At 73.3% G+C, this 19596-nt stretch carries 18 protein-coding genes; 7 read left to right on the top strand and 11 right to left on the bottom strand.

Features of this window, described 5'->3' with window-relative positions:
• The first annotated feature begins 117 nt into the window (after positions 1–117).
• Complete coding sequence (locus HGB44_RS32715) at positions 118–492, top strand: pentapeptide repeat-containing protein (RefSeq protein WP_325096965.1); 375 nt, start codon at positions 118–120, stop codon at positions 490–492.
• Here the strand turns inward: HGB44_RS32715 and HGB44_RS15050 are convergent.
• From HGB44_RS15050 to HGB44_RS15035, 4 genes are read right to left on the bottom strand one after another with little or no spacing between them, the layout of a single operon-like run.
• Complete coding sequence (locus tag HGB44_RS15050) at positions 401–1159, bottom strand: iron ABC transporter ATP-binding protein (RefSeq protein ID WP_061079288.1); 759 nt, start codon at positions 1157–1159, stop codon at positions 401–403. The genes HGB44_RS32715 and HGB44_RS15050 overlap by 92 nt on opposite strands.
• Positions 1156–2160, bottom strand: a complete 1005-nt coding sequence (locus HGB44_RS15045) for an iron chelate uptake ABC transporter family permease subunit (protein WP_061079287.1) — start codon at positions 2158–2160, stop codon at positions 1156–1158. The genes HGB44_RS15050 and HGB44_RS15045 overlap by 4 nt, the downstream gene beginning before the upstream one ends.
• Complete coding sequence (locus tag HGB44_RS15040; RefSeq protein ID WP_082768239.1) at positions 2147–3172, bottom strand: ABC transporter permease; 1026 nt, start codon at positions 3170–3172, stop codon at positions 2147–2149. The genes HGB44_RS15045 and HGB44_RS15040 overlap by 14 nt, the downstream gene beginning before the upstream one ends.
• Before the next feature lie 4 nt (positions 3173–3176).
• On the bottom strand, positions 3177–4124 hold the full coding sequence (locus HGB44_RS15035) for a siderophore ABC transporter substrate-binding protein (protein WP_061079286.1): 948 nt from the start codon (positions 4122–4124) through the stop codon (positions 3177–3179).
• Positions 4125–4502: 378 nt separating this feature from the next.
• Between HGB44_RS15035 and HGB44_RS15030 the strand changes: the two genes are divergently transcribed.
• Entirely contained in the window at positions 4503–4871 is a 369-nt protein-coding gene (locus tag HGB44_RS15030; protein WP_061079285.1) for a hypothetical protein, read from the top strand.
• Positions 4868–5443 carry a hypothetical protein gene (locus HGB44_RS31590; protein ID WP_061079284.1) on the top strand — a complete coding sequence of 192 codons (576 nt, stop codon included), beginning with the start codon at positions 4868–4870 and terminating at the stop codon, positions 5441–5443. Before HGB44_RS15030 ends, HGB44_RS31590 begins: the two co-directional genes overlap by 4 nt.
• Before the next feature lie 11 nt (positions 5444–5454).
• Here the strand turns inward: HGB44_RS31590 and HGB44_RS15020 are convergent, their stop codons facing one another.
• Both HGB44_RS15020 and HGB44_RS15015 read right to left on the bottom strand, forming a co-directional pair.
• A complete protein-coding gene (locus HGB44_RS15020; protein WP_061079283.1) occupies positions 5455–7920 on the bottom strand; it encodes a PEP/pyruvate-binding domain-containing protein in 2466 nt (821 codons plus the stop codon).
• A gap of 219 nt (positions 7921–8139) precedes the next feature.
• The gene (locus HGB44_RS15015) at positions 8140–9138 is read right to left on the bottom strand and encodes a hypothetical protein (RefSeq protein WP_061079282.1); all 999 of its coding nucleotides are present in this window, start codon (positions 9136–9138) and stop codon (positions 8140–8142) included.
• Positions 9139–9523: 385 nt separating this feature from the next.
• Here HGB44_RS15015 and HGB44_RS15010 point away from each other — a divergent pair, with 385 nt between their 5' ends.
• Together HGB44_RS15010 and HGB44_RS15005 are read left to right on the top strand one after the other, a co-directional pair.
• Complete coding sequence (locus HGB44_RS15010) at positions 9524–9907, top strand: hypothetical protein (protein ID WP_061079281.1); 384 nt, start codon at positions 9524–9526, stop codon at positions 9905–9907.
• Between the two features lie 16 nt (positions 9908–9923).
• Entirely contained in the window at positions 9924–10580 is a 657-nt protein-coding gene (locus tag HGB44_RS15005; RefSeq protein ID WP_061079280.1) for a hypothetical protein, read from the top strand.
• 154 nt (positions 10581–10734) lie between these two features.
• On the opposite strand, the gene HGB44_RS15000 is transcribed toward HGB44_RS15005, so the two are convergent.
• The 5 genes from HGB44_RS15000 to HGB44_RS14980 form a co-directional block, all read right to left on the bottom strand.
• On the bottom strand, positions 10735–11370 hold the full coding sequence (locus tag HGB44_RS15000) for a class I SAM-dependent methyltransferase (RefSeq protein ID WP_061079279.1): 636 nt from the start codon (positions 11368–11370) through the stop codon (positions 10735–10737).
• A gap of 38 nt (positions 11371–11408) precedes the next feature.
• Entirely contained in the window at positions 11409–11780 is a 372-nt protein-coding gene (locus HGB44_RS14995) for an STAS domain-containing protein (RefSeq protein WP_061079278.1), read from the bottom strand.
• A gap of 420 nt (positions 11781–12200) precedes the next feature.
• Positions 12201–13289 carry a methylmalonyl Co-A mutase-associated GTPase MeaB gene (meaB, locus tag HGB44_RS14990; protein ID WP_061079277.1) on the bottom strand — a complete coding sequence of 363 codons (1089 nt, stop codon included), beginning with the start codon at positions 13287–13289 and terminating at the stop codon, positions 12201–12203.
• Positions 13290–13416: 127 nt separating this feature from the next.
• Positions 13417–15633 carry a methylmalonyl-CoA mutase gene (scpA, locus tag HGB44_RS14985; RefSeq protein WP_168444025.1) on the bottom strand — a complete coding sequence of 739 codons (2217 nt, stop codon included), beginning with the start codon at positions 15631–15633 and terminating at the stop codon, positions 13417–13419.
• Complete coding sequence (locus HGB44_RS14980; protein WP_061082706.1) at positions 15630–17564, bottom strand: methylmalonyl-CoA mutase family protein; 1935 nt, start codon at positions 17562–17564, stop codon at positions 15630–15632. Before HGB44_RS14980 ends, scpA begins: the two co-directional genes overlap by 4 nt.
• A 288-nt stretch (positions 17565–17852) precedes the next feature.
• On the opposite strand from HGB44_RS14980, the gene HGB44_RS14975 reads away from it, so the two are divergent.
• A complete protein-coding gene (locus HGB44_RS14975) occupies positions 17853–18506 on the top strand; it encodes a hypothetical protein (protein ID WP_061082705.1) in 654 nt (217 codons plus the stop codon).
• A 353-nt stretch (positions 18507–18859) separates the two neighbouring features.
• On the top strand, positions 18860–19594 hold the full coding sequence (locus tag HGB44_RS14970; RefSeq protein ID WP_061082704.1) for a hypothetical protein: 735 nt from the start codon (positions 18860–18862) through the stop codon (positions 19592–19594).
• The last annotated feature ends 2 nt before the right edge of the window (positions 19595–19596 follow it).

Below are 19596 nucleotides of genomic sequence, written 5' to 3'. Positions count from 1 at the left end.
CTGCGGTGATCTTGTACTTATAGCGAGGTTCGGCGCCCGAGACGCGCTATAAGTACAAGATCACGGCGAATGAGGTGGGACAGCGAACCTTTCCGGTCACCGCGCTAAAGCGGGAACCTGGCGGTAGTCGTCGAATTCCTCGGTGGAGTCGCGATCAACGGCAGCGACCTGCGGAAGGCCGTCTTCGACGAGTGTGTGTTCGCGGCCGAGGCCACCTCCACCTCGATGGCCGGAACCGACCTGTGCGGCAGCGACCTGTCGGGGCTGCGGAGGCTGGTTTCCCTGACCGGGGCACGGGTGAGCCAAGAGCAGATCCACCAGCTCAGCGGGGTCATGGTCCGTGATCTCAACCTGGCCGTGGCCGATACGGACTGGTGGAGCCGTGACCGGGGCGACGTGCCTAGCGGTAGTACACCCCGATCCGGGAGCCCGCGACCTCCTCCACCCGCACGTCCAGATCGAACACGTCCCGCAGCACCTCGGGCGTCATGATCTCCTCGGGCGTTCCGGTGTGGACGACGCGGCCGTCGCGCATCGCCACGATCCGGTCGGAGTAGGCGGAGGCGAAGTTGATGTCGTGGATGACGATCACGACGGTCCGGCCGAGCGTGTCGGCGGCCCGCCGGATCTGGCGCATCATCGACACGGCGTGCTTCATGTCGAGGTTGTTCAGCGGTTCGTCCAGCAGCACGTAGTCGGTGTCCTGGCACAGCACCATCGCCACGTAGGCGCGCTGGCGCTGGCCGCCGGACAGCTCGTCCAGGAACCGGTCGGCGAGCGGCACCAGGTCGAGGAAGCCCAGGGCCGCCTCGATCCGCTCGCGGCACTCGGCGGTCAGCCGCCCCCGCGAGTGCGGGTAGCGGCCGAAGCCGACCAGGTCGCGCACGGTCAGCCGGGCGGTGAAGCGGTTCTCCTGGCGCAGGATGGACAGCCTCCTGGCCAGGTCGCGGCCGGGGGTGGTGGCCACGTCCATCCCGTCGACGGTCACCCGGCCCCCGTCCGCGCCGAGCAGGCGGCCGATGATGGTGAGCATCGTGGACTTGCCCGCGCCGTTGGGTCCGATGATCGAGGTGACGCCGCCCCGCTCGATCCGCAGCGACACGTCGTCGAGGACGGTCTGGGACCCGTAGGACTTGGTGAGGTCGGTCAGTTCGATCAACGCGCGGCCTTTCGCATCAGCAGGTACAGGAACAGGGCGCCGCCGGTGAACTCGATGACGACGCTGAGCGTGCCCGCGTGCCCGAGGAGGTGTTCGAGGACGAACTGTCCGCCCGCCAGGGCGCACAGCCCCACGAGGAAGGCCACCGGGACGACGTACCGGTGCTCGTGGCGCCCGGCGACCTGGTAGGCGAGGGTGGCGGCCATGAACCCGAAGAAGGTCATCGGCCCGACCAGCGCGGTGGAGACCGCGGTGAGCAGGGCGACGGTCATGAGGATCCGGACGGCCTCGCGGGTGTGGTCCACGCCCAGGTTCACGGCGGTGTCCCGGCCGAGCGCGAGCACGTCCAGCGTCCGGTGCCGACGCCACACGTACAGGCCCGCGAGCACGGCGACGGCCGCCGCCCACGGCAGCAGGCCGGGGTCGGCGCGGGTCAGCCGGGCGAACAGGCGGGTCTGGAGGGCGGTGAACTCGTTGGGGTCGAGCAGCCGCTGCATGAGCTGGGAGAGGCTGGTGAACAGCACGCCCAGGACGATGCCGACCAGCAGCGTCAGGTGCAGGCTGCCGATCCCGCCGGTGAACAGGCGCTTGAACAGCAGCAGCGCGAAGAGCACCATCAGGGCGCTCTGCGCCAGGAACGCCGCCACCGGCGGCAGCGCGCTCAGGCCCGCGGCGCCGAGCGCGAAGACCAGACAGGTCTGCACCAGGACGAACAGCGACTCCATCCCCATGATGGAGGGGGTGAGGATGCGGTTGTCCGTGACGGTGTGGAACAGGACCGTGGAGACCGCGCCCGCGAAGGCCACCACGAACATGGTGAGGACGACGGTCGAGCGGCGTTCGACCACGTAGGCGACGTTGCCGGTCACCCCGTAGGTCAGGTACGCGGCGGTGAGGGCGGCGGCGGCCGCGGCCAGCAGCGCGATCCGCACCCGGGGCGGGACGCGGCGGACGGGGGCGGCGTCGCGGGCGGGGACCGCACCGCGCTCAGCGACCGGCATGGGGACTCCTCCGCAGCAGCATGGACAGGAACACGACCGCGCCCACGACGCCCAGGACGCTGCCCACGGGGATCTCGAAGGGCGTGCGGATGACCCGGGAGAGGATGTCGCAGAGCACGAGGACGCCGCCGCCGAGCAGGCAGACCCAGGGGATCCCCCGGCGCACGTGGTCGCCGACCGCCATGCTGACCAGGTTGGGCACGATGAGGCCGAGGAAGGGCAGGCTGCCGACGACGGACACCACCACGCCGCTGACGACGGCGACGATCCCGACGCCCAGGGCCATGACGGTGCGGTGGTTGAGTCCGACGCTGACAGCGATGTCGCGGCCGAGCCCGGCGACGGTCAGGCGGTCGGCGATGAGGTAGGCGGCCAGGGCGAGGAGGCCGACCAGCCACAGCTGCTCGTAGCGGCCCCGCATGACCCCGGAGAAGTCGCCGGACTGCCAGACGGAGAGGGTCTGGAGGAGGTCGTGGCGCAGGGCGACGAAGGTGGTGACCGAGCTGATCACCGCGCCGAGCATGATGCCGACCAGCGGCACGACCAGCGAGGACTTCAGGGCGACGCGCTGGAGCACGCCGAGGAACAGTGCGGTGCCCAGGAGCGCGGTGACGCAGGCCGCGGTCATCTTCACCGGCAGCGGCGCGCCGGGGAGGAGGAGGGTGACCAGCAGGATGCCGAGGGCGGCCGACTGCACCGTTCCCGCCGTGGAGGGCTCCACGAAGCGGTTCTGGGTGAGCAGCTGCATGATCAGGCCCGCGACGCTCACCGCGGCACCGGCCAGCAGCAGCGCCAGGGTGCGCGGGACCCGGCTGACCAGGAACAGCTCCCAGGACTCCGGGTCGCTCAGCAGCCGGGCCGGGGTGATGTCGCTGGCCCCGACGAACAGGCTGGCCGCGGACAGTGCCAGGACCGCGAGCGCGGCCAGGACGAGGACGAGGCGCGGGGCGCGCCCGCCCGGGGAGGGGCTGCCGCTCCGCTCCCCGGGCGTGGCGGTGGTCGTGGACGTCACCGGATCAGGAGAGGGCGGCGTCGATGTCGTCGATCGCGTTGAGGTGCGCCTGGATGCCTCCGACCAGGTACATCTCCGCGGAGTCCAGGTAGAGGACCTGGTCCTCCCGCGCGGCGGTGGTGCGGTCGACGAGGTCGTTGTCGAGCACCTGCTCGGCGGGGGAGGCGCCCTCCTCGCCGATGGCGTTGTCGCGGTCGATCACGTAGAGCCAGTCGGGGTCGGCCTCGGCCAGGGCCTCGAAGGACAGGACCTCTCCGTGGCGGGACTCCCCGTTGTCGATCTCGATGGAGGGCTCCAGGCCCAGCGCGTCGTAGAAGAAGCCGAAGCGGGAGCCGGGGCCGTAGGCGCTGACCTCACCGGCGTTGGCCATGAGGACGAGGCCGTCGCCCGCCTCGGCGACCTTGGCGCCGACCTCCTCGACGCGGTCCTCCAGCTCGGCGACGAGGGCCTCGGCCTCCTCCACCCTGTCGAAGATCTCGCCGTAGGCGGTGGTGCGCTCGGAGACGCTGCCGAGGGCGTCGGCGGAGTCGAGGGACATGTCGATGGTGGGGGCGATCTCGGCCAGTTCGCCGGTCACGGCGGAGCTGCGGCCGCCGCTGATGATCACGTCCGGGTCGAGCGCGGCGACGGCCTCGAAGTCCGGCTCGAACAGGGAGCCGACGTCGGCCACGTCCTCGTTCTCGGCGTAGTCGGCGAAGAGGTCCGGGACGACCTCGGAGGAGGGGATGCCCGCCACGTCCACGCCGAGGGCGTCGAGGATGTCGAGCTGGGCGTTGTCGAAGACGACGACGGTCGCGGGGTCGCGGGGGATCTCGACCTCGCCGTTCTCGGCCGCGACGACGACCGTCTCGGCCGCGTCCGCGGTGTCCGCCTCCGTCTCGGTCGAGCACCCGGCCAGGAGCAGGGCCGAGGCGGGGACGAGGGAGAACAGGGCTGTGGCACGTGGGGTCACGACGGCTCCAGACAGGGGAGGCCCCGCCGGAAGTTCGGCAAGGCTTGGCTTAGTAAGGCAAGGCTAAGGTTACATCCCACTGAAGCGGACAAATGACCGACCTCTACACATAACCCCCATGCCTTGCCACACAGGGGTTCCCCGCTCCCACCCTCCGTGACCACGATCGACCGCGTGCCCCCGCGGGAGGCGATCGCGGGTGCTCTGGGAGAGACGGGGCGGGGACCGCGCCGCTCCCGGCCGTTCACGAGGGACCCACGGAACTGGCCACAAGCGGCCGCGGCCGCCTCGGACGCCCCTCGGGCGGGTAGGTTCTCCCGCGGCGCGGACGCGCACCGCGCTGTGGCCCCCGCCCACTCCCCCACCCAGAGGACCGCAGTGAACCTCCACCTGCCCTACCTGATCGGACCGCTCCTCCTTCTGCTGGTGGGCGTCCTCGCGCTGGTCTGCTGCTTGGCCGCCGCGCCGGAGCGCCGTGCGCTCACCGGACTGGGCGCGGCGGCGCTGCTGGCCTCCTCCGTCCTGTCCCTGCTCGACCAGCTCTTCTCCCCCTGGGTGCGCGAACAGGTGGCGGACTCCGGGACCACCGCGCTGATCACGGGCGCGTCGTACCACCTGTCCGCGGCCCTCCTCGGCGCGGGCATGCTCCTGCTGGTCCTGGCCGCCAGCCGGAGGACGTCGCGGGCCGGGCCGCCCCCTCCGTCGTTCTCCCCCTTCGACGGACCGCACGAGGAGGCCCGGCGATGACCCAGCAGGGCCCCGACCTGGTGCAGTTCCTCCTGACACTGCTCACCGTCGTGCTCCCCCCGCTGCTGGCGGGGGTCCTCGCGCTCACCCTCGCCGGGAGGGCTCCCGGCGGGCGCGGCTTCGTACGCACCGGAGGCGGCCTGCTCGTGCTCCTCAGCGTCGTCCAGGGGGCCCGGGAGCTCTGGTTCCGGTTCCTCTTCCTCCCGTCCTTGGTGGAGAACGATGAGGTGCCGGTCCCGTTCCCGGTGCTGTTCGCCCTCGACATCGGGGTCCACGCGCTGCTCGCGGTGGCGCTCGTCCTGCTGCTGTGCGCGGTGATCAGCTCCCGGGGACGGCGGCACGCGCCCCGGGGAACCGCTGCTCGACGGCCGGAGCGGCGGGGCGGACGACCGGGCGGCGCCCCGTACGACCGTGGCCGGTCCTCCGCGTACACCCCGAACGCCCACGCGGCAGCGGGTGGTCCCGGCCGTCGTGGCGACGCCGTCGACGGCGGAGGCGCCCCCAACGACGGGGGCGGGGGCGGCCACAACGGCGGCGGGGCCGACAGTGGAGGCGGCGGAGGCGGTTTCTAGCCCCCCGCTGGTCACGGTTCCTCCGGTCTCTCCCCGTCCTCCATGCGGACCATCCCCGTACCACCGTCGACGGTGATCCGCTGCCCGTCCCGGATCACCTCGGTCGCCCCGGGAACACAGATCACGGCGGGAATGCCGTACTCCCGGGCGACCGTCGGCCCGTGCGCGATGGTGGACCCCGTCTCCACCACCAGTCCTCCGGCGGTCATGAACAGGGGCGTCCAACCGGGGTCCGTGCTCTGGGCCACCAGGATCTCCCCCGGTTCGAGCGCGGCCCCCGCCGGATCGTGGACCACCCTGGCCACCCCGGTCACGGTCCCCGAGGATGCGGGCACGCCGAGGAGTTCCCCGTCCCGCCCGGAGGGCAGGGCGGGCAGTGCGGCCTCCACGTCGGTGCCGTCGGAAAGCAGGACCGGAGGCACCCGGCGGCGCCTGCGCTCACGCAGGTACTCGGCGCGGCGCTCGGCGACGAGCGCGCGCTGGTCCGCGCCCTCCACCAGGGCGTGTGCCTCCGGAACGCGAAGGAACATGATGTCGTCGGGCGCGTCCAGCCGCCCCGCCCCGGCCATCTCGGCGCCGACCAGGAGGAGTTGCCGACGCGTCTCGGCGATGGCGAAAAGCCAGGAGAACTTGGGGTACTCCCGCATCCCGGCCAGGGCGCGCGCACGGTCGAAGGAGAACGACGCCAGACGCGCGCGGACGGGCCGGGAGGCGAGCGCCCTGCGGACCAGCGCGTCCCGTGCGCGTTCGGCCTCGGCCGCGGCCCGGGCGAACCTCCGTCCTGGCTCCTGCTCCGGATCGCTCACCCGCAGGTAGTTGGCGATCGCCGCGAACAGGGGTGCGGGGTCCTCCGACCACCGGGGCACGCCCGCGTCGACCTCGGCGGCGCCGCGGTGCCCGTACCTCTCCAGGAAACAGTCGAGGCCGATGTCGGGGAGCGTCCCCGCCCGGTACCTGTCCGCCAGTTCCTCGGGCGGGGTGCCCCGGAGCAGCTCGCCGTACCCGCGCGCCCCGTCCGCCAGCCGCCACAGCGCGAGGTCCATCTCCGTGGTGACGTTGTGCGGCATCCCGCCGAGGACGGCGGCGACCTCGCCCGGTTCGGCGATCCCCCTGAGCAGGAGTTCGGGCGCCCTGGCGGAGAGGATGGCGACGCACAGGGGCCCCATCATCGGGACCATCCCCTCCGTCAGGGCCTCGTTCTGGAGTTCCGTCGCGTGCCGCAGCCGTTGCGCGGGGGTGAGCGCGCGCTCCGGGGCGCGGGCGGCCCGCCGCCGGAGCAGCTCACCGGCCCGCAGGAAGCGCCGCCTGGCGTCGTCGGGGTCGACGAGCGCGGCCACGGCGTCCGCGATGACCCTGCCGGTGAGCGGCAGCGCCCGCGCGACGGCCCCGACCGCCCTGACCGGGTTGATCCGTCCGCCCGGGCGCGCGGCGAACCGGGGGTCGTCCAGGAGGGAGCGGACGGCCGCCGCGGCCCGGGGGCCGTAGACGACCATGCTGCCCGGCAACGCGCCGCGGATCCAACGGTTGCGCAGGTAGGGGGTGAGGTCCAGGTAGAACCTGCCCGCCACGTCGACCACCGCCGCGGCCCCGCCGTCGGGGCCGGTGCTCCGGGAGCCGAGCCACGCGGAGGCGACGATTCCCAGCGCGGACAGGCCCATCGGGGTGAACGGGCGGAGCATGCCCTGCATGTTGCCGACCTCGAAGTAGGCGCGGGGCCCGTCGTCGTGGTGGTCGGGCAGCGGGAAGAGGGTGGTGACCGCGCGGGACTGGAGGATCCAGGGGGTTCCGTCGCGGTCCAGGGCCCACTCGACGTCCTGCGGCGAGCCGAAGTGACGCTGGAGCCGCTCCCCGGCGGCGTGCAGCGCCGCCACCTCCGCCGATGACAGGCATCCGTCGTCCGGCCCCTCGGTCCTGCCGTCCACGGCCACGACGTAGTGGTCGGGCCGGACCGTGCCGTCGACCACCGCGGTCCCGAGGCCGGGAACGGCGTCCAGGACGGTCTCGCCCCGCGTGCCGGTGACCGGGTTGGCGGTGAACAGCACCCCCGCCGCCCGGGGCTCGAGCATGCGCTGCACGACGACGGCCATGTGCACGCCGTCGTCGTCGATGCCCCGGTCGCGCCGGTAGGCGACGGCGCGGTCGGTCCACAGGGAGTCCCAGCACCTGCGGACGGCCGCGAGGAGGTCGTCGGCCCCCTCGACGTCGAGGTAGGTGTCCTGCTGTCCCGCGAAGGAGGCGTCCGGCAGGTCCTCCGCGGTCGCGCTGGACCGCACCGCCACCCGGCCGCCGCCGAGGGCCTCGTAGGCGGCGGTCACCTCCTCCTCCGGCAGCCTCCCGGAGCGGTGGGCCTCGGTGGTGACGCAGAAACCCGGCGGCACGCGTTCTCCGGCCGCGATCGCCCCGGCCAGCCCGGCGGCCTTGCCGCCGACCAGGTCGGTCCCCACCCCGTCGATCCGATCCAGTTCCACCACGAGCACGACGTCACCTCCGGCTGTTCTGCCACCGCTCCCCATGTTCCTCGCCGGGGGCGGGGGCCGCCACAGCCGGAAAGGATCTGTGGAAAACTCCCGCGGCGGGTGCGCCCGACGCCACGGCCCGGACGCCCGTGTCCGGTCCGACGGCTCTTCGGGTAGCGGTCGGCACCGGACGGCGCGTGTCCGACCGGTGCCGGGTCCGACCGGTGCCGGGTGGGCCCGTCAGAACGTCTGCGTGCCTCCGGCCCTGCCTCGGGCCGCCCACAGCGCGGCGAGACCGCCGGTGACGGCCACGGCCGCCACCAGCACCAGGGCGGTGAGGGAGGCTCCGGTCACCGGGAGCCTCTTCGAGGAGTCCTCAGCGGGCGGTGCGGCCTGCGCGGGGGAGGGGCCGGGGGGCCGTGTCGGCGAGGGCGGGTCGGTGGGGGCGGCCGTGGGGTCGCCGGAGGGCGAGGCGATGAGTTCCTCCGGAGAGCCCACCTCGACCCACCGCCAGCCGTTGTCGTCCTGGCACTGCAACGCCGAAGTGTCGGTGTAGGCGTACAAGGTGACCAGCCGGTCCTCGGTGTCGCACCACTGGCCGGGCTTCATACCCTCGGGGGCGCTCGGAAGGCCGGAGAGCCAGCCGGCCGGCTCTCCGGTCGGGTCCGGAGCCGGAGCGGGCTCCGGCTCCGCGGAGGGGTCCGTGCCCGGATGGGAGGGAGTCGGGTCCGGAGAGGGCCCCCGGTCCGGAAGGGAGGGGCTCGGTTCCGGAGTGGGCGGATCCTCGTACTCGGAGCAGGGCCCGGCGGACGCCACGCGCCACGGCACCCCGGGGACGTCCACGGCGAGCGGCGACCCTCCCTCGTCCAGGTAAGCGAGGAGTGCCTCCTCGTCGTACGGCGCCGGATTGCCGTAGTAGTGCTCGTGCCCCACCCAGACGCGGTAGTAGACCTCACCGCTGCGCGTGCTCGTGGGGGGGACGGACATGTCCTCCGGCTCGACGCTCAGGCTCTCCCCCACCGGGGCGGTCTCGACACCGTCCTGGGTAAGAACGACCAGACGGGCCTCCTCCTCGTACGGGCTGTCCTCTCCCAACCACCTGGTCGCGATGGTCACGGGGGCGCACGGGGAGCTCATCGCCTCGATGGAGACGCCGAAGTGGTCAGCGAGAGCGGTGGAAGGGAGCAGGGCCGCGGTGGACATGACCGTACCCGCGACGACGGTGCTCAGGAGGCGCATTGTTTTCCTTGGGGGATGAGTGATGGAGGTGGAGGACCCGTAGAGCAGCATGCCAGAAAGCCGGGATTTCTTAGGCAAAAAGGCCGGTTACGGACAGCCCGCTGTCCTTTCCGGCCGGGTCGCGATCACCGCGTCTCCTCTGACCGCTCTGCCGTACCTCTCAGCGGAAGCAGGGATCGCCGCAGGCGGAAAAGGATCTGTGGAAAACTCCCGCGGCGGGTCCGCCGTCCCACCTCACGCACCCGGACAGCGGCGGGGCCGCCCGCGGCGACGGGCACGCGCACCGTGCGCGCGGGCACGTGAAAGCGTTCGGTACACGCCTCGACCCGGAGAGCGACCCGGCGCTAGAGTCTGGCCCTGCGCGCCATCCCAGGAAAGGCTCCGGATGTCCGATATCTCTCCCATGTACACCGTCTTCTCCTTCTCCTCCTTCGTCTCCCTGTTCTTCGAGGGCCTCTACCTGCTCTTCGGCATCACCGTGCTCGCCCTCACCGGCGTGGTGGCCGCCGACCGCAGGAAGCTCGTGGCCACAGGCGGCGCCCTGCTCGTCCTCGGCGCCCTCGGCGACCTGGCGGTCCAGATCTGGAGCTTCTACGCCCTGTACATGGGCATGGCTCCCGCGGCCAACCTGCTGCACCTGGTGTTCACACTGGTCTTCCTCGGAGGCCTGCTCACCCTGGTGCTGGCCGCGGTCAGGCGCGTCCCGGGTCCGGCCGCCCCTCCGCCGCCAGGGCCCCGACCCGGCCCCCACCCCTCCCCGACCCGCTGACACGAGGAGTCCTCCGATGTCCTTCCTCTACCTCCTCGGCACGGTTGTCCTGCTCGCGGTGGCGGTGCTCGCCTTCGTCCGGGCGAAGGGCTCACCCTCTCCGGGTGCCGTCCGGACCGCCGGTGCCCTCATGGTCGTCGCCGCGCTCGCCCAGGTGGCCAACGTCGTGGCCGTCACCGCCGTCGGGGCCATGGGGCTGGAGCCCGACGCGTTCCTGCTGGCCAACTCGGTGACGGGCCTCCTCGTGGAGATCGTGTACGGCCTCATGGTCACCGGGGCGCTGGTCGCGCTCGCCGTCGCGCTGGTGCGGTCGAGGTCCGCTGCCGCACGCGCCGCGGGTCCGGCCGTCGCGGGCCCTCCGGCCGGTCACACGTTCGCACCGCCCGCACCCGGCCGGCCGTACGGGTTCGGGCAGACCCACCCGGCACCGCCCGCGCCCGGCCGCCCCGGGTACGGGCACGGCCACCCCGGTACACCCGTCGGTCCCGCCGAGCACCCGGGACACCCGGGACACCCGGGGCCGGAGGGCCACGCGCCCCCGTCCGCCGAACCCGGCGGCGGCACCGGCTGGAGCCCGGGCAACAGCGGGGGTCTCGGCGGTGGCGGAAGCTCCTCCGCCGACGGGGGAGGCTCCTCCTCCGGTGACGGCGGTGGCGGTGGCGGTGGCGACTGACCCCCGCGCGCCTTGATCCCCGACGGAGCAGCCCTCCTGGGAACTGGCTCCCGGCAGGCTGGCCCGGCGGACCGACCGCCGGACAGGCCGACCCCGGCGGACCGGTTTCCGGAGGACCGACCGACACGAAACGACGGCCTGACCTCGAACGGGGTCAGGCCGGTCGCGTGTAGACCAGCGAGTAGCGCCAGAACAGCAGCCGCCGCAGGCGTGCGCCGGGCAGCACCTCCCCGGCCTCCTCCGCGATCTCGCGCAGGCCCATCCGCGGGTCGCGCACCGGCATCTCGGCGGTGGGGCCCACGCTGTGCGGATTCGGCGTGCCGGTGAGCGCGCGCCCCAGCCGCAGGCCGGCCCCGACCACCCACTGCGGGCCCAGGGCGGCCAGGCTGGTCGCGACGTCGGCGGCGTCCCTCTCTGCGTACAGACCGAGGACGGCCAGCGTGCCGCCGGGGGCGAGGGCGGCGGCCATCCGTTCGAGCGAGGGACCGAACGGCATGTGGTGGATGCTGGCGATCGAGCTGACGAACCCGTACCCCCCGGGGCGCGGGTCCGCCTCCTCCAGCGCGGCCACACGGTAGTCGACCGGCAGCCGCGCGGGAGTGCGTTCGCGGGCCATGGAGATCATCCGCGGTTCGGGGTCGATCGCGTCGACGGCGATCCCTCGGGAGGCCAGGGTCCTCGCGAACCTGCCGCCGCCGCACCCGACGTCGAGTGCCCGGGCGCAGTGCGGGGGCACGTGGCGGAGGAGGTGTTCGTGGTAGTGGCTGTTGTGGTCCCAGGAGATGTCCACGGGACTCGGGGGGAGGATTCGGCTCATGCGCCCGGAGGCTATCCGGCCTGGCGCTTGGCCTCCAGGGCCTCCATGGCGGCGACGGCGGTGGCCACGGTCTGGTGGACCGGGACCTGACGGTGCAGGCCGACCAGGCGGACGACCTTGGTGACGCGTTCGTTCAGAGCGGCCAGCGCCAGCGATCCGCCCAGCTCACGGACGGTTCTGTAGGCGTTGATGATGACGTTCAGACCGCTGGAGTCCATGAAGTCCAGACCGGACAGGTCCAGGATCAGCCAAGGACCGTGGTCCTCGACAGCGGACTGGATGTGTTCCTGGAGGTCGGCGGCGGTCGCGATGTCGAGTTCTCCCTCGATCGCGACGATGACGCTGCGGCTCTCCACCCGCGTGCTCAGCCCAAGCCTGTGCACGTTCACTCCTCCCGGCCCCACGTTGAGATGGTGAGGGGTCCCTTCGCTTAACCATACGCAGACCGGCGGACCACGCCCACCCGGACCGGCACCACTCCCACAGAGCCGGTCCGACGTCAGGGGGGAGCGTCTGATACGCCCGCGAGCCTGGTAAGTCGTTGGACACACACGGTATAAGCGAACCGCCCGTTCGGGAATGGCATACCGGAAGAAATTTTCGCCTCCTGGGCACGAACTCGGCGGTGAGCGCCCGTTATCCACCGTTGTCACCGGGACATTTCATGACATGGGATGCGCCGGGGACACCCGGACACCGCTGGACGGCGGAGCCGCCGTCACCGCCCGTTCACCCGGCGGACAAAACTCCCGGCCACGGGTGAGGGGTCCGGTCCGCGCACCGGCAACGCGCCGTCTCCGGGTTCACCCGTCGGATCCGCGCCCCGGCGCCGCGCCGCCTCCGGGACCCTCCGGCGGACGAGACCCGCGGTCCCGGGTGAAGGAGTCCAGCAGCGTGCGCGCGGCGAGGGTCGCCGTGGTCTCCCCCGACCGCACCTCCTCCTCCGTCCGCGGCAGGAGCGAGGCCACCCGGGGGTCGTGCAGGAACGCGTCCATGAGCTGGTCGCGGACCTGGTCCCACATCCAGCTGACCCCCTGGCGGCTGCGGCGTTCGGCCAGCGCCCCGTCGCCCAGCACCGCGCGGTGCCGGGTCACGGCGTCCCACACCTCGTCGAGCCCGTCGCCGGTCAGGCCGCTGCACGTGAGCACCGGCGGACGCCAGTCCGGGTGCACCGGCTGGAGCAGCCTCAGCGCCCGTGACAGCTCGCGGGCCGCCTTGCGCGCGTCCTCGGCGTGCGGCCCGTCGGCCTTGTTGACCGCGACCACGTCCACCAGCTCCAGCACGCCCTTCTTGATGCCCTGGAGCTGGTCCCCCGTGCGGGCCAGCGTGAGGAAGCAGAAGCAGTCCACCATGGCGGCGACCGCGACCTCGGACTGTCCGACGCCCACCGTCTCCACCAGGACCACGTCGAACCCCGCCGCCTCCATGAGCAGCATGGTCTCCCGCGTGGCCCGGGCGACACCGCCCAGGGTCCCCGCCGTGGGCGAGGGCCGGATGAAGGCGTTGGGGTCCACCGCCAGGTGCTCCATCCGGGTCTTGTCGCCCAGGATGCTGCCGCCGGTGCGCGTGGAGGAGGGGTCCACGGCCAGCACCGCCACCCGGTGCCCGGCCTTGGTCAACCGGGTGCCCAGCGCGTCGACGAACGTGGACTTGCCGACGCCGGGGACCCCGGTGATCCCCACCCGGCGGGCCCCGCCGGTGTGCGGCAGCAGCCGCACGAGCAGCTCCTGCGCGGCGCGCGCGTGGTCCGGGCGGCGGGACTCCACGAGCGTGATCGCCCGGGCGAGGGTGGGCCGGTGCCCGGCCAGGACCCCCTCGGCGAGGGCGTCCACGTCCACCGGGCGGCGCCGCCCCGAACGCCGCGCGCCCGGCACGGAACCCTGCTCCGTCACGCCTGCCTCCCTCTTCCCCGTCCCGGACCGCGCCCGGTCCACGTCTTCCCTCCGCCGCTTCCCCGCCCGCCGCGTGCCCGTGCCGCCCGGACGGCCGACCCTGCGGCCTGCGCCCCCGCGCTCCTCCCTACCCCAGCCGTTCCTCCAGCTGGTCGAGCAGGTCGACGGCGGCCTCGGCGATGACCGTCCCCGGCGGGAAGATCGCCGACGCGCCCGCCTCCCGCAGCGGCGCGAAGTCCGCCGGGGGGATGACCCCGCCCACCACGATCATGATGTCCCCGCGGTCCAGCCGGGTCAGCTCCTCGCGCAGCGCGGGCACCAGGGTCAGGTGTCCCGCGGCCAGGGAGGACACCCCGACCACGTGCACGTCGGCCTCCACCGCCTGCGCGGCGACCTCGGCCGGGGTCTGGAACAGCGGGCCGACGTCCACGTCGAATCCCAGGTCGGCGAAGGCGGTCGCGATCACCTTCTGACCGCGGTCGTGGCCGTCCTGGCCCATCTTGGCGACCAGGATGCGCGGACGGCGGCCCTCGTCCTCGGTGAACTCCTCCACCCGGCGGGCCACGCGCTCCATGAGGTCGGCCGCGTCGGCGCTGCCCGCCGCCTCGTCCCTGTACACACCCTGAATCGTACGGATCTGCCCGGAGTGGCGGCCGAAGACCCTCTCCATGGCGTCGGAGATCTCGCCCACGGTGGCCTTGGCGCGGGCCGCGTCGACCGCCGCCGCCAGGAGGTTGCCGGTCAGGGCCTCGTCCGCCCGGGACTCGCCCCCGGCGGCCGCGGTGAGCGCGTCGAGCGCGGCGCGCACCCGGTCCTCGTCGCGCTCCTCGCGCAGGCGGCGCAGCTTCTCCAGCTGCTGGGCGCGCACCCGGGAGTTGTCGACCTTGAGGACCTCGATCTCGTCCGCGGTGTCGGGACGGTACTTGTTGACGCCGATCACCGGCTGGCGGCCGGAGTCGATGCGCGCCTGGGTGCGGGCGGCGGCCTCCTCGATGCGCATCTTGGGCAGCCCGGCGTCGATCGCGGCGGCCATGCCGCCCGCCTTCTCGACCTCCCGGATGTGCTCCCAGGCCCTGGCCGCCAGCTCCTGGGTGAGGCGCTCCACGTAGTAGCTGCCGCCCCAGGGGTCCACGACGCGGGTGGTGCCCGACTCCTGCTGGAGCAGCAGCTGGGTGTTGCGGGCGATGCGCGCGGAGAAGTCGGTGGGCAGGGCCAGCGCCTCGTCCAGGGCGTTGGTGTGCAGCGACTGGGTGTGGCCCTGGGTGGCGGCCATCGCCTCCACGCAGGTGCGGGCCACGTTGTTGAACACGTCCTGGGCGGTGAGCGACCACCCCGAGGTCTGGGAGTGGGTGCGCAGGCTCAGCGACTTGTCCCTGGCCGCGCCCAGGTCCCTGACCAGGCGGGCCCAGAGCAGGCGGGCGGCGCGGAGCTTGGCGACCTCCATGAAGAAGTTCATGCCGATCGCCCAGAAGAACGACAGCCGGGGCGCGAACACGTCCACGTCCAGCCCGGAGCGCTGACCGGCGCGGATGTACTCCACGCCGTCGGCGAGGGTGTAGGCCAGCTCCAGGTCGGCCGTGGCCCCGGCCTCCTGCATGTGGTAGCCGGAGATGGAGATGGAGTTGAAGCGCGGCATCCGCTGCGAGGTGTAGGCGAAGATGTCGGAGATGATCCGCATCGACGGCTTCGGCGGGTAGATGTAGGTGTTGCGGACCATGAACTCCTTGAGGATGTCGTTCTGGATGGTCCCCGACAGCTTCTCCGGCGGTACCCCCTGTTCCTCGGCTGCCACGATGTAGAGCGCCAGGACCGGCAGCACCGCGCCGTTCATGGTCATGGACACGCTCATCCTGTCCAGCGGGATCCCGTCGAACAGCTGGCGCATGTCGTAGACGGAGTCGATGGCCACGCCCGCCATGCCGACGTCGCCCGCCACCCGGGGGTGGTCGGAGTCGTAGCCGCGGTGGGTGGCCAGGTCGAAGGCGACCGACAGGCCCTTCTGCCCGGCGGCCAGGTTGCGCCGGTAGAAGGCGTTGGACTCCTCCGCGGTGGAGAACCCGGCGTACTGGCGGATGGTCCACGGCTGGTTGACGTACATGGTCGGGTAGGGCCCGCGCAGGTAGGGCGGGATGCCGGGCAGCCCGTCCACGAAGTCCAGGCCCGCGCGGTCGGCGGGGGTGTACAGCGGCTTGACGCCGATGCCCTCGGGTGTCTCCCACTCCAGGGCGTCGGCGGCCTTGCCGGTACCCGCCTCCAGCGCTTTCTGCCAGGCGGCGTAACCGGAGGCGGCGTCGCCGGAGAAGGCCGGGAGCCGCGGCGGGACGTCGGAGAAGTCGGGGATCATGCGTGCGCCCCCTCGGCAGTGGCGGACGGTGCCGGCGGATCGGTGAGCAGGACGTCGACCAGGTCGGTGAGGAGGGCGACGGCGTCGCACCCCCGGTGGACGAAGGCGTCGACCCCGGCCTCGCGGTAGGCGTCGCGGGGCGCGCCCGCGAGCAGGACCATGCGGGCCCCCGCCCGCCTGAGCGCCCGCGCGGCGTCCTCGGCCTGCTCGGCGTAGACCGCGTCGGAGGAGCAGAGCACGGCGACGCGGCTGCCCGAGGCGGCGAACGCCTCCGCGACGGCGGCGGCGCCGTCGAGCGGGCCGGGATCGTGGGACGCGACGCCTCCCGCGGCGAGCAGGTTGGCCGCGAAGGAGGCGCGGGCCGTGTGCGCGGCGACCGGGCCCAGCGTGGCCAGGAAGGCGGTGGGCCGCCGTCCGGTGTCGCCCGCACGGGCGTCGCTGCGGTCGCGCAGCGCCTCGTAGTCGTCGGCGTAGCGGCGCACCGGGAAGCCCCCGGGGACCGGGGCCGGGGGCCGGGCGGGGTCGGCGGGCCGGACCAGCGGGGTCTCGTCCGCGTTGGGGAACTCGCTGACGCCGGTGAGCGGGGAGCGCCGGTGGGCGAGGTCGAGGCGGCGTCGCGTCCACACCGCGTCCACGCGCTCGCGCAGCAGGCCGTGCCCGACCGCCTCGGCGGCCCCTCCCGCGGCCTCCAGTTCCCGGAAGAACGCCCAGCCCGCCCGGTACAGGTCGCGGGTGAGCGCCTCGACGTAGAAGGAGCCCCCGGCGGGGTCGATGACCCGCGCCAGGTGGGACTCCTCGATGAGCAGGGACTGGGTGTTGCGGGCGACGCGGCGGGCGAAGTCGTCGGGCAGTCCCACCGCCGAGTCGAAGGGGGCGACGGTGACCGCGTCCGCTCCCCCGACCCCGGCGGCGAAGCAGGCCACGGTCGTGCGCAGCATGTTCACGTGGGGATCGCGCCGGGTCATCATCGCCTCGGAGGTGGCGGCGTGCAGGCGCATGGCGCGCTGGTCGGCCGGTACCCCGCTGGCGTCGAGGACCTGGTCCCACATGGCGCGGACGGCGCGCAGCTTGGCGATGACGCCGAACTGGTCGGCGTTCGCGGCCAGGCGGAACCCGATGCGCCGCGCGGCGTCGGGCAGGTCCATGCCGGCGGCGTGCAGGGCGCGCAGGTAGGCGGTCCCGGCGGCGACGGTGAAGCCGAGTTCCTGGGCGTCGGAGCCGCCCGCGTTGTGCACGAGGCGGCCGTCGGCCACGAGCAGCCCCAGCCCGGGGCGTCCCCGGGCCAGCTCCGCGGCCAGGCGCGCGGGGTCGATGACGTCGGGGCGCTCGCCCGCCAGGGCCGCGGTGCCGAGGGGGTCGATGCCCAGGTGGGAGATGATCCGGCCGTCGGGGACGCCCGCGTCGGCGTGGGCGTCGAGCAGCGCGGTGGCGGCGTCGGCGTGGTCGGCCCCGGCGTCCAGGACCACGGGCGCGAGGTCGAGGTGCACGTCGCTGAGGGCCTGGCCGAGCGCGGAGACGGGCAGGCCGGTGCCGCCGACGGCGATCCACAGCGAGCTGACGCCGTTCATGAGGTCGGCGTGCAGGCGTCGCCGCAGGACGGCCGGGTCGGCGTCGGTGTGGCGCGCGCGGATGTCCCAGCCCTCGGGGACCGCCCCGCCGGGCCGGTGGCCCCGGACGAAGGGGGCCAGCCCCGGGAAGCCGGGGTCGGCGGCCGGGGGGTCGGATGTGTAGAGGGGCTCGATGTCGAACCCGTCGTAGGTGTGCGTGGCCAGTGCCGACTCGGGTGTGTCGGCGAGCCGGTCCTCGGGGACACCGCTCTTGCGCAGCACCCCCGCCACGAGTTCGCGCCACCGCTCGTGTGTGGCGGCGGGGAACCCGTCGGCCGGGTTGGGGGCGCCGGATCCGGCGGCCCCGCTCTCAGGGACGTCCATATAGTGGATGGTAGGGAATCGCGTTCGGTCGCGCCGCCCCGGGGTGTGGGGCGCGGCACACCGGGGTGTCGGGGCGGGCCCGCCGGAGGACACGTCGGTCCGTCCTTCCGCACCGCCGCCCCCGGCCCCGCGACGTGCGGCGCACCGTCCTCCCGACGGTGCGCGGCGCCCCCCGGCCCGCCCCCCGGGGAGCGGACCGAACGCGCGTGGCCGCGCCTTCGCCCCGCTGGTGACGGTGCGCGCACGAACCGCTCCCCCACGTCGTTAGACGACCCCAGGAGGTCCCCCATGCAGGTCCCCGTCCGCGAACGCCGTACGGCGCTCGGCCTCGTCCTCGCCGGATCCGTCCTGGCCCTGACCGCGTGCGGTGGAGGCGCCGACCCCGGGGCGGAGGCCTCGCCGGAGGTCGACACGACGGGGTTCACCTACGGCGAGGTGCCCACGGAGAACGAGAGGGGCCCGAGCATCGACGAGTCCCTGATGCCGCCCGAGCCCGCTCCGGGCGCGCCCCGGCACGAGCTGCTCGCCCACCGGGCCCTGGTGGAGGTCACCGAGAGGACGTGGACGGCGGACCCCGACGCCGCCTCCGAGTGCCCGGACGTCGACCTGCACGAGGTGGAGAGCTACGTCTGCACGGTGACCTACATGGGCGAGGAGTTCGAGTACCAGGTCTCGCTCGACGAGGAGAGGAGCACGGAGGACTACGCGGCCGAGTCCACCGAGCTGCTCACCGGACCGGTGATCCTCGCGGACCTGGAGCACGACATCCGCGTGTGGAGCCTCTTCCCCTACGTCGACTGCGGTCTCGACGGCGAGGTGGTGGTCGCCGCCGTCGGCGAGGAGCTCACCACGTGCGTGGCCCTGGACGACACGACCGGGGAGACGGCGGAGTTCACCGTCGACTACGGCGAGCACGGCGGGTACGCGATCGAGAGGGTGTAGGCGGTCCGCCGGGCGCCGCCTCCCGCTCGCGGGCGGAACGGACCGCCCGGGCCCGGGTTGGACGGAACCGACCGCCCGGGCCCGGGGACACGGCGCACGCGCACGGCCGGAACCGGGCGTGCGAGCTCCCCTGCCTGCTCACTGCGGAGGCGGACGCCTCAGGAGGTCTTCGGCGCCCCATGGGTCCCGCATCTCACCGAAGTGTCACAGCACGCGTTCTTTGAGTGAAGTGGAACACACTCCTGGTATCCGGTGAACCGACGGAGGGTGACGGGAGTCGGATTGGCGGGCCTCCCCATGCGTTTCACGGTCCACGGCATCCCCCTCCCCCACCAAGGACGAAAAGGACAGAGATGCCCTTCTTCCCCCCTCACGGCCGCTTCGCCCTCACCCCGGTAGTCTCCCTCTCGCTCGTGTTCGCCCTGTCCGCCTGTGGCGGCGGGGAGGACACCGCGGAGGCCTCGGTGCCCTCGGAAGGGGCCGCCGAGGAGACGACCGCCGCAGAGGGCACTCCGCCGGAGGCGCTGTCCCAGGAGGAGCTCGCCGGGCTCCTCGTCGAAGCACCCGTCCCCGGCTCCAGACCCCAGGTGGACGAGTCCGCCCTGCCCCCCGAGCCCGAACCCTCCGCGTCCGTGTCCGAACGGGCGGCCTGGGCCCTGCTGACGGAGGTGTCCCGCAAGGCCTCCCACGTCGATCCGAGCGCCGCCGCCGCGTGCCCCGATCAGATGACGGAGCCCGTCGAACCGGGCCTGAGCTGCACCCTCACCTACGGCGGCCTGGACATGCAGTTCCCGGTCCTGGCCGGGGACGGCGGCGCCGACTTCCGGTTCGAGTACCCGGAACTGCCCACCGTGCGCGAGGTCGTCGAGGACACCATCCGCTTCGACCACGGCGTCGAGGCGGTGTACTGCGACATGGACGACGTCATGGCCGTCGAGCCGGGCTCGGAGCGGGCCCCCTACCTCTGCTACGCCCGGGACGGCGGGCTCGCGGGGTCGGACTCCCCGGAGGAAACGGTCTCCCCCTACGAGGTCTACGTGCTCATCGGGGGGACCCTGGCCACCTACCAGTACCTGGACGCGGAGTAGCG

This window comes from Nocardiopsis alborubida, assembly GCF_012396365.1.
Taxonomy (GTDB): Bacteria; Actinomycetota; Actinomycetes; order Streptosporangiales; family Streptosporangiaceae; genus Nocardiopsis; species Nocardiopsis alborubida.
Note: the sequence above shows the minus strand (reverse complement) of the source record. Positions and strands in the feature narration are given on the sequence as shown.

Bases quoted from the DNA above. Each gene is read 5' to 3' on its own strand.
- HGB44_RS15045 (WP_061079287.1), bottom strand. From the start codon at position 2,160: ATGCCGGTCGCTGAGCGCGGTGCGGTCCCCGCCCGCGACGCCGCCCCC.
- HGB44_RS31590 (WP_061079284.1), top strand. From the start codon at position 4,868: ATGACCCAGCAGGGCCCCGACCTGGTGCAGTTCCTCCTGACACTGCTC.
- HGB44_RS15015 (WP_061079282.1), bottom strand. From the start codon at position 9,138: ATGCGCCTCCTGAGCACCGTCGTCGCGGGTACGGTCATGTCCACCGCG.
- HGB44_RS15010 (WP_061079281.1), top strand. From the start codon at position 9,524: ATGTCCGATATCTCTCCCATGTACACCGTCTTCTCCTTCTCCTCCTTC.
- HGB44_RS15005 (WP_061079280.1), top strand. From the start codon at position 9,924: ATGTCCTTCCTCTACCTCCTCGGCACGGTTGTCCTGCTCGCGGTGGCG.
- scpA (WP_168444025.1), bottom strand. From the start codon at position 15,633: ATGATCCCCGACTTCTCCGACGTCCCGCCGCGGCTCCCGGCCTTCTCC.
- HGB44_RS14980 (WP_061082706.1), bottom strand. From the start codon at position 17,564: ATGGACGTCCCTGAGAGCGGGGCCGCCGGATCCGGCGCCCCCAACCCG.
- HGB44_RS14975 (WP_061082705.1), top strand. From the start codon at position 17,853: ATGCAGGTCCCCGTCCGCGAACGCCGTACGGCGCTCGGCCTCGTCCTC.
- HGB44_RS14970 (WP_061082704.1), top strand. From the start codon at position 18,860: ATGCCCTTCTTCCCCCCTCACGGCCGCTTCGCCCTCACCCCGGTAGTC.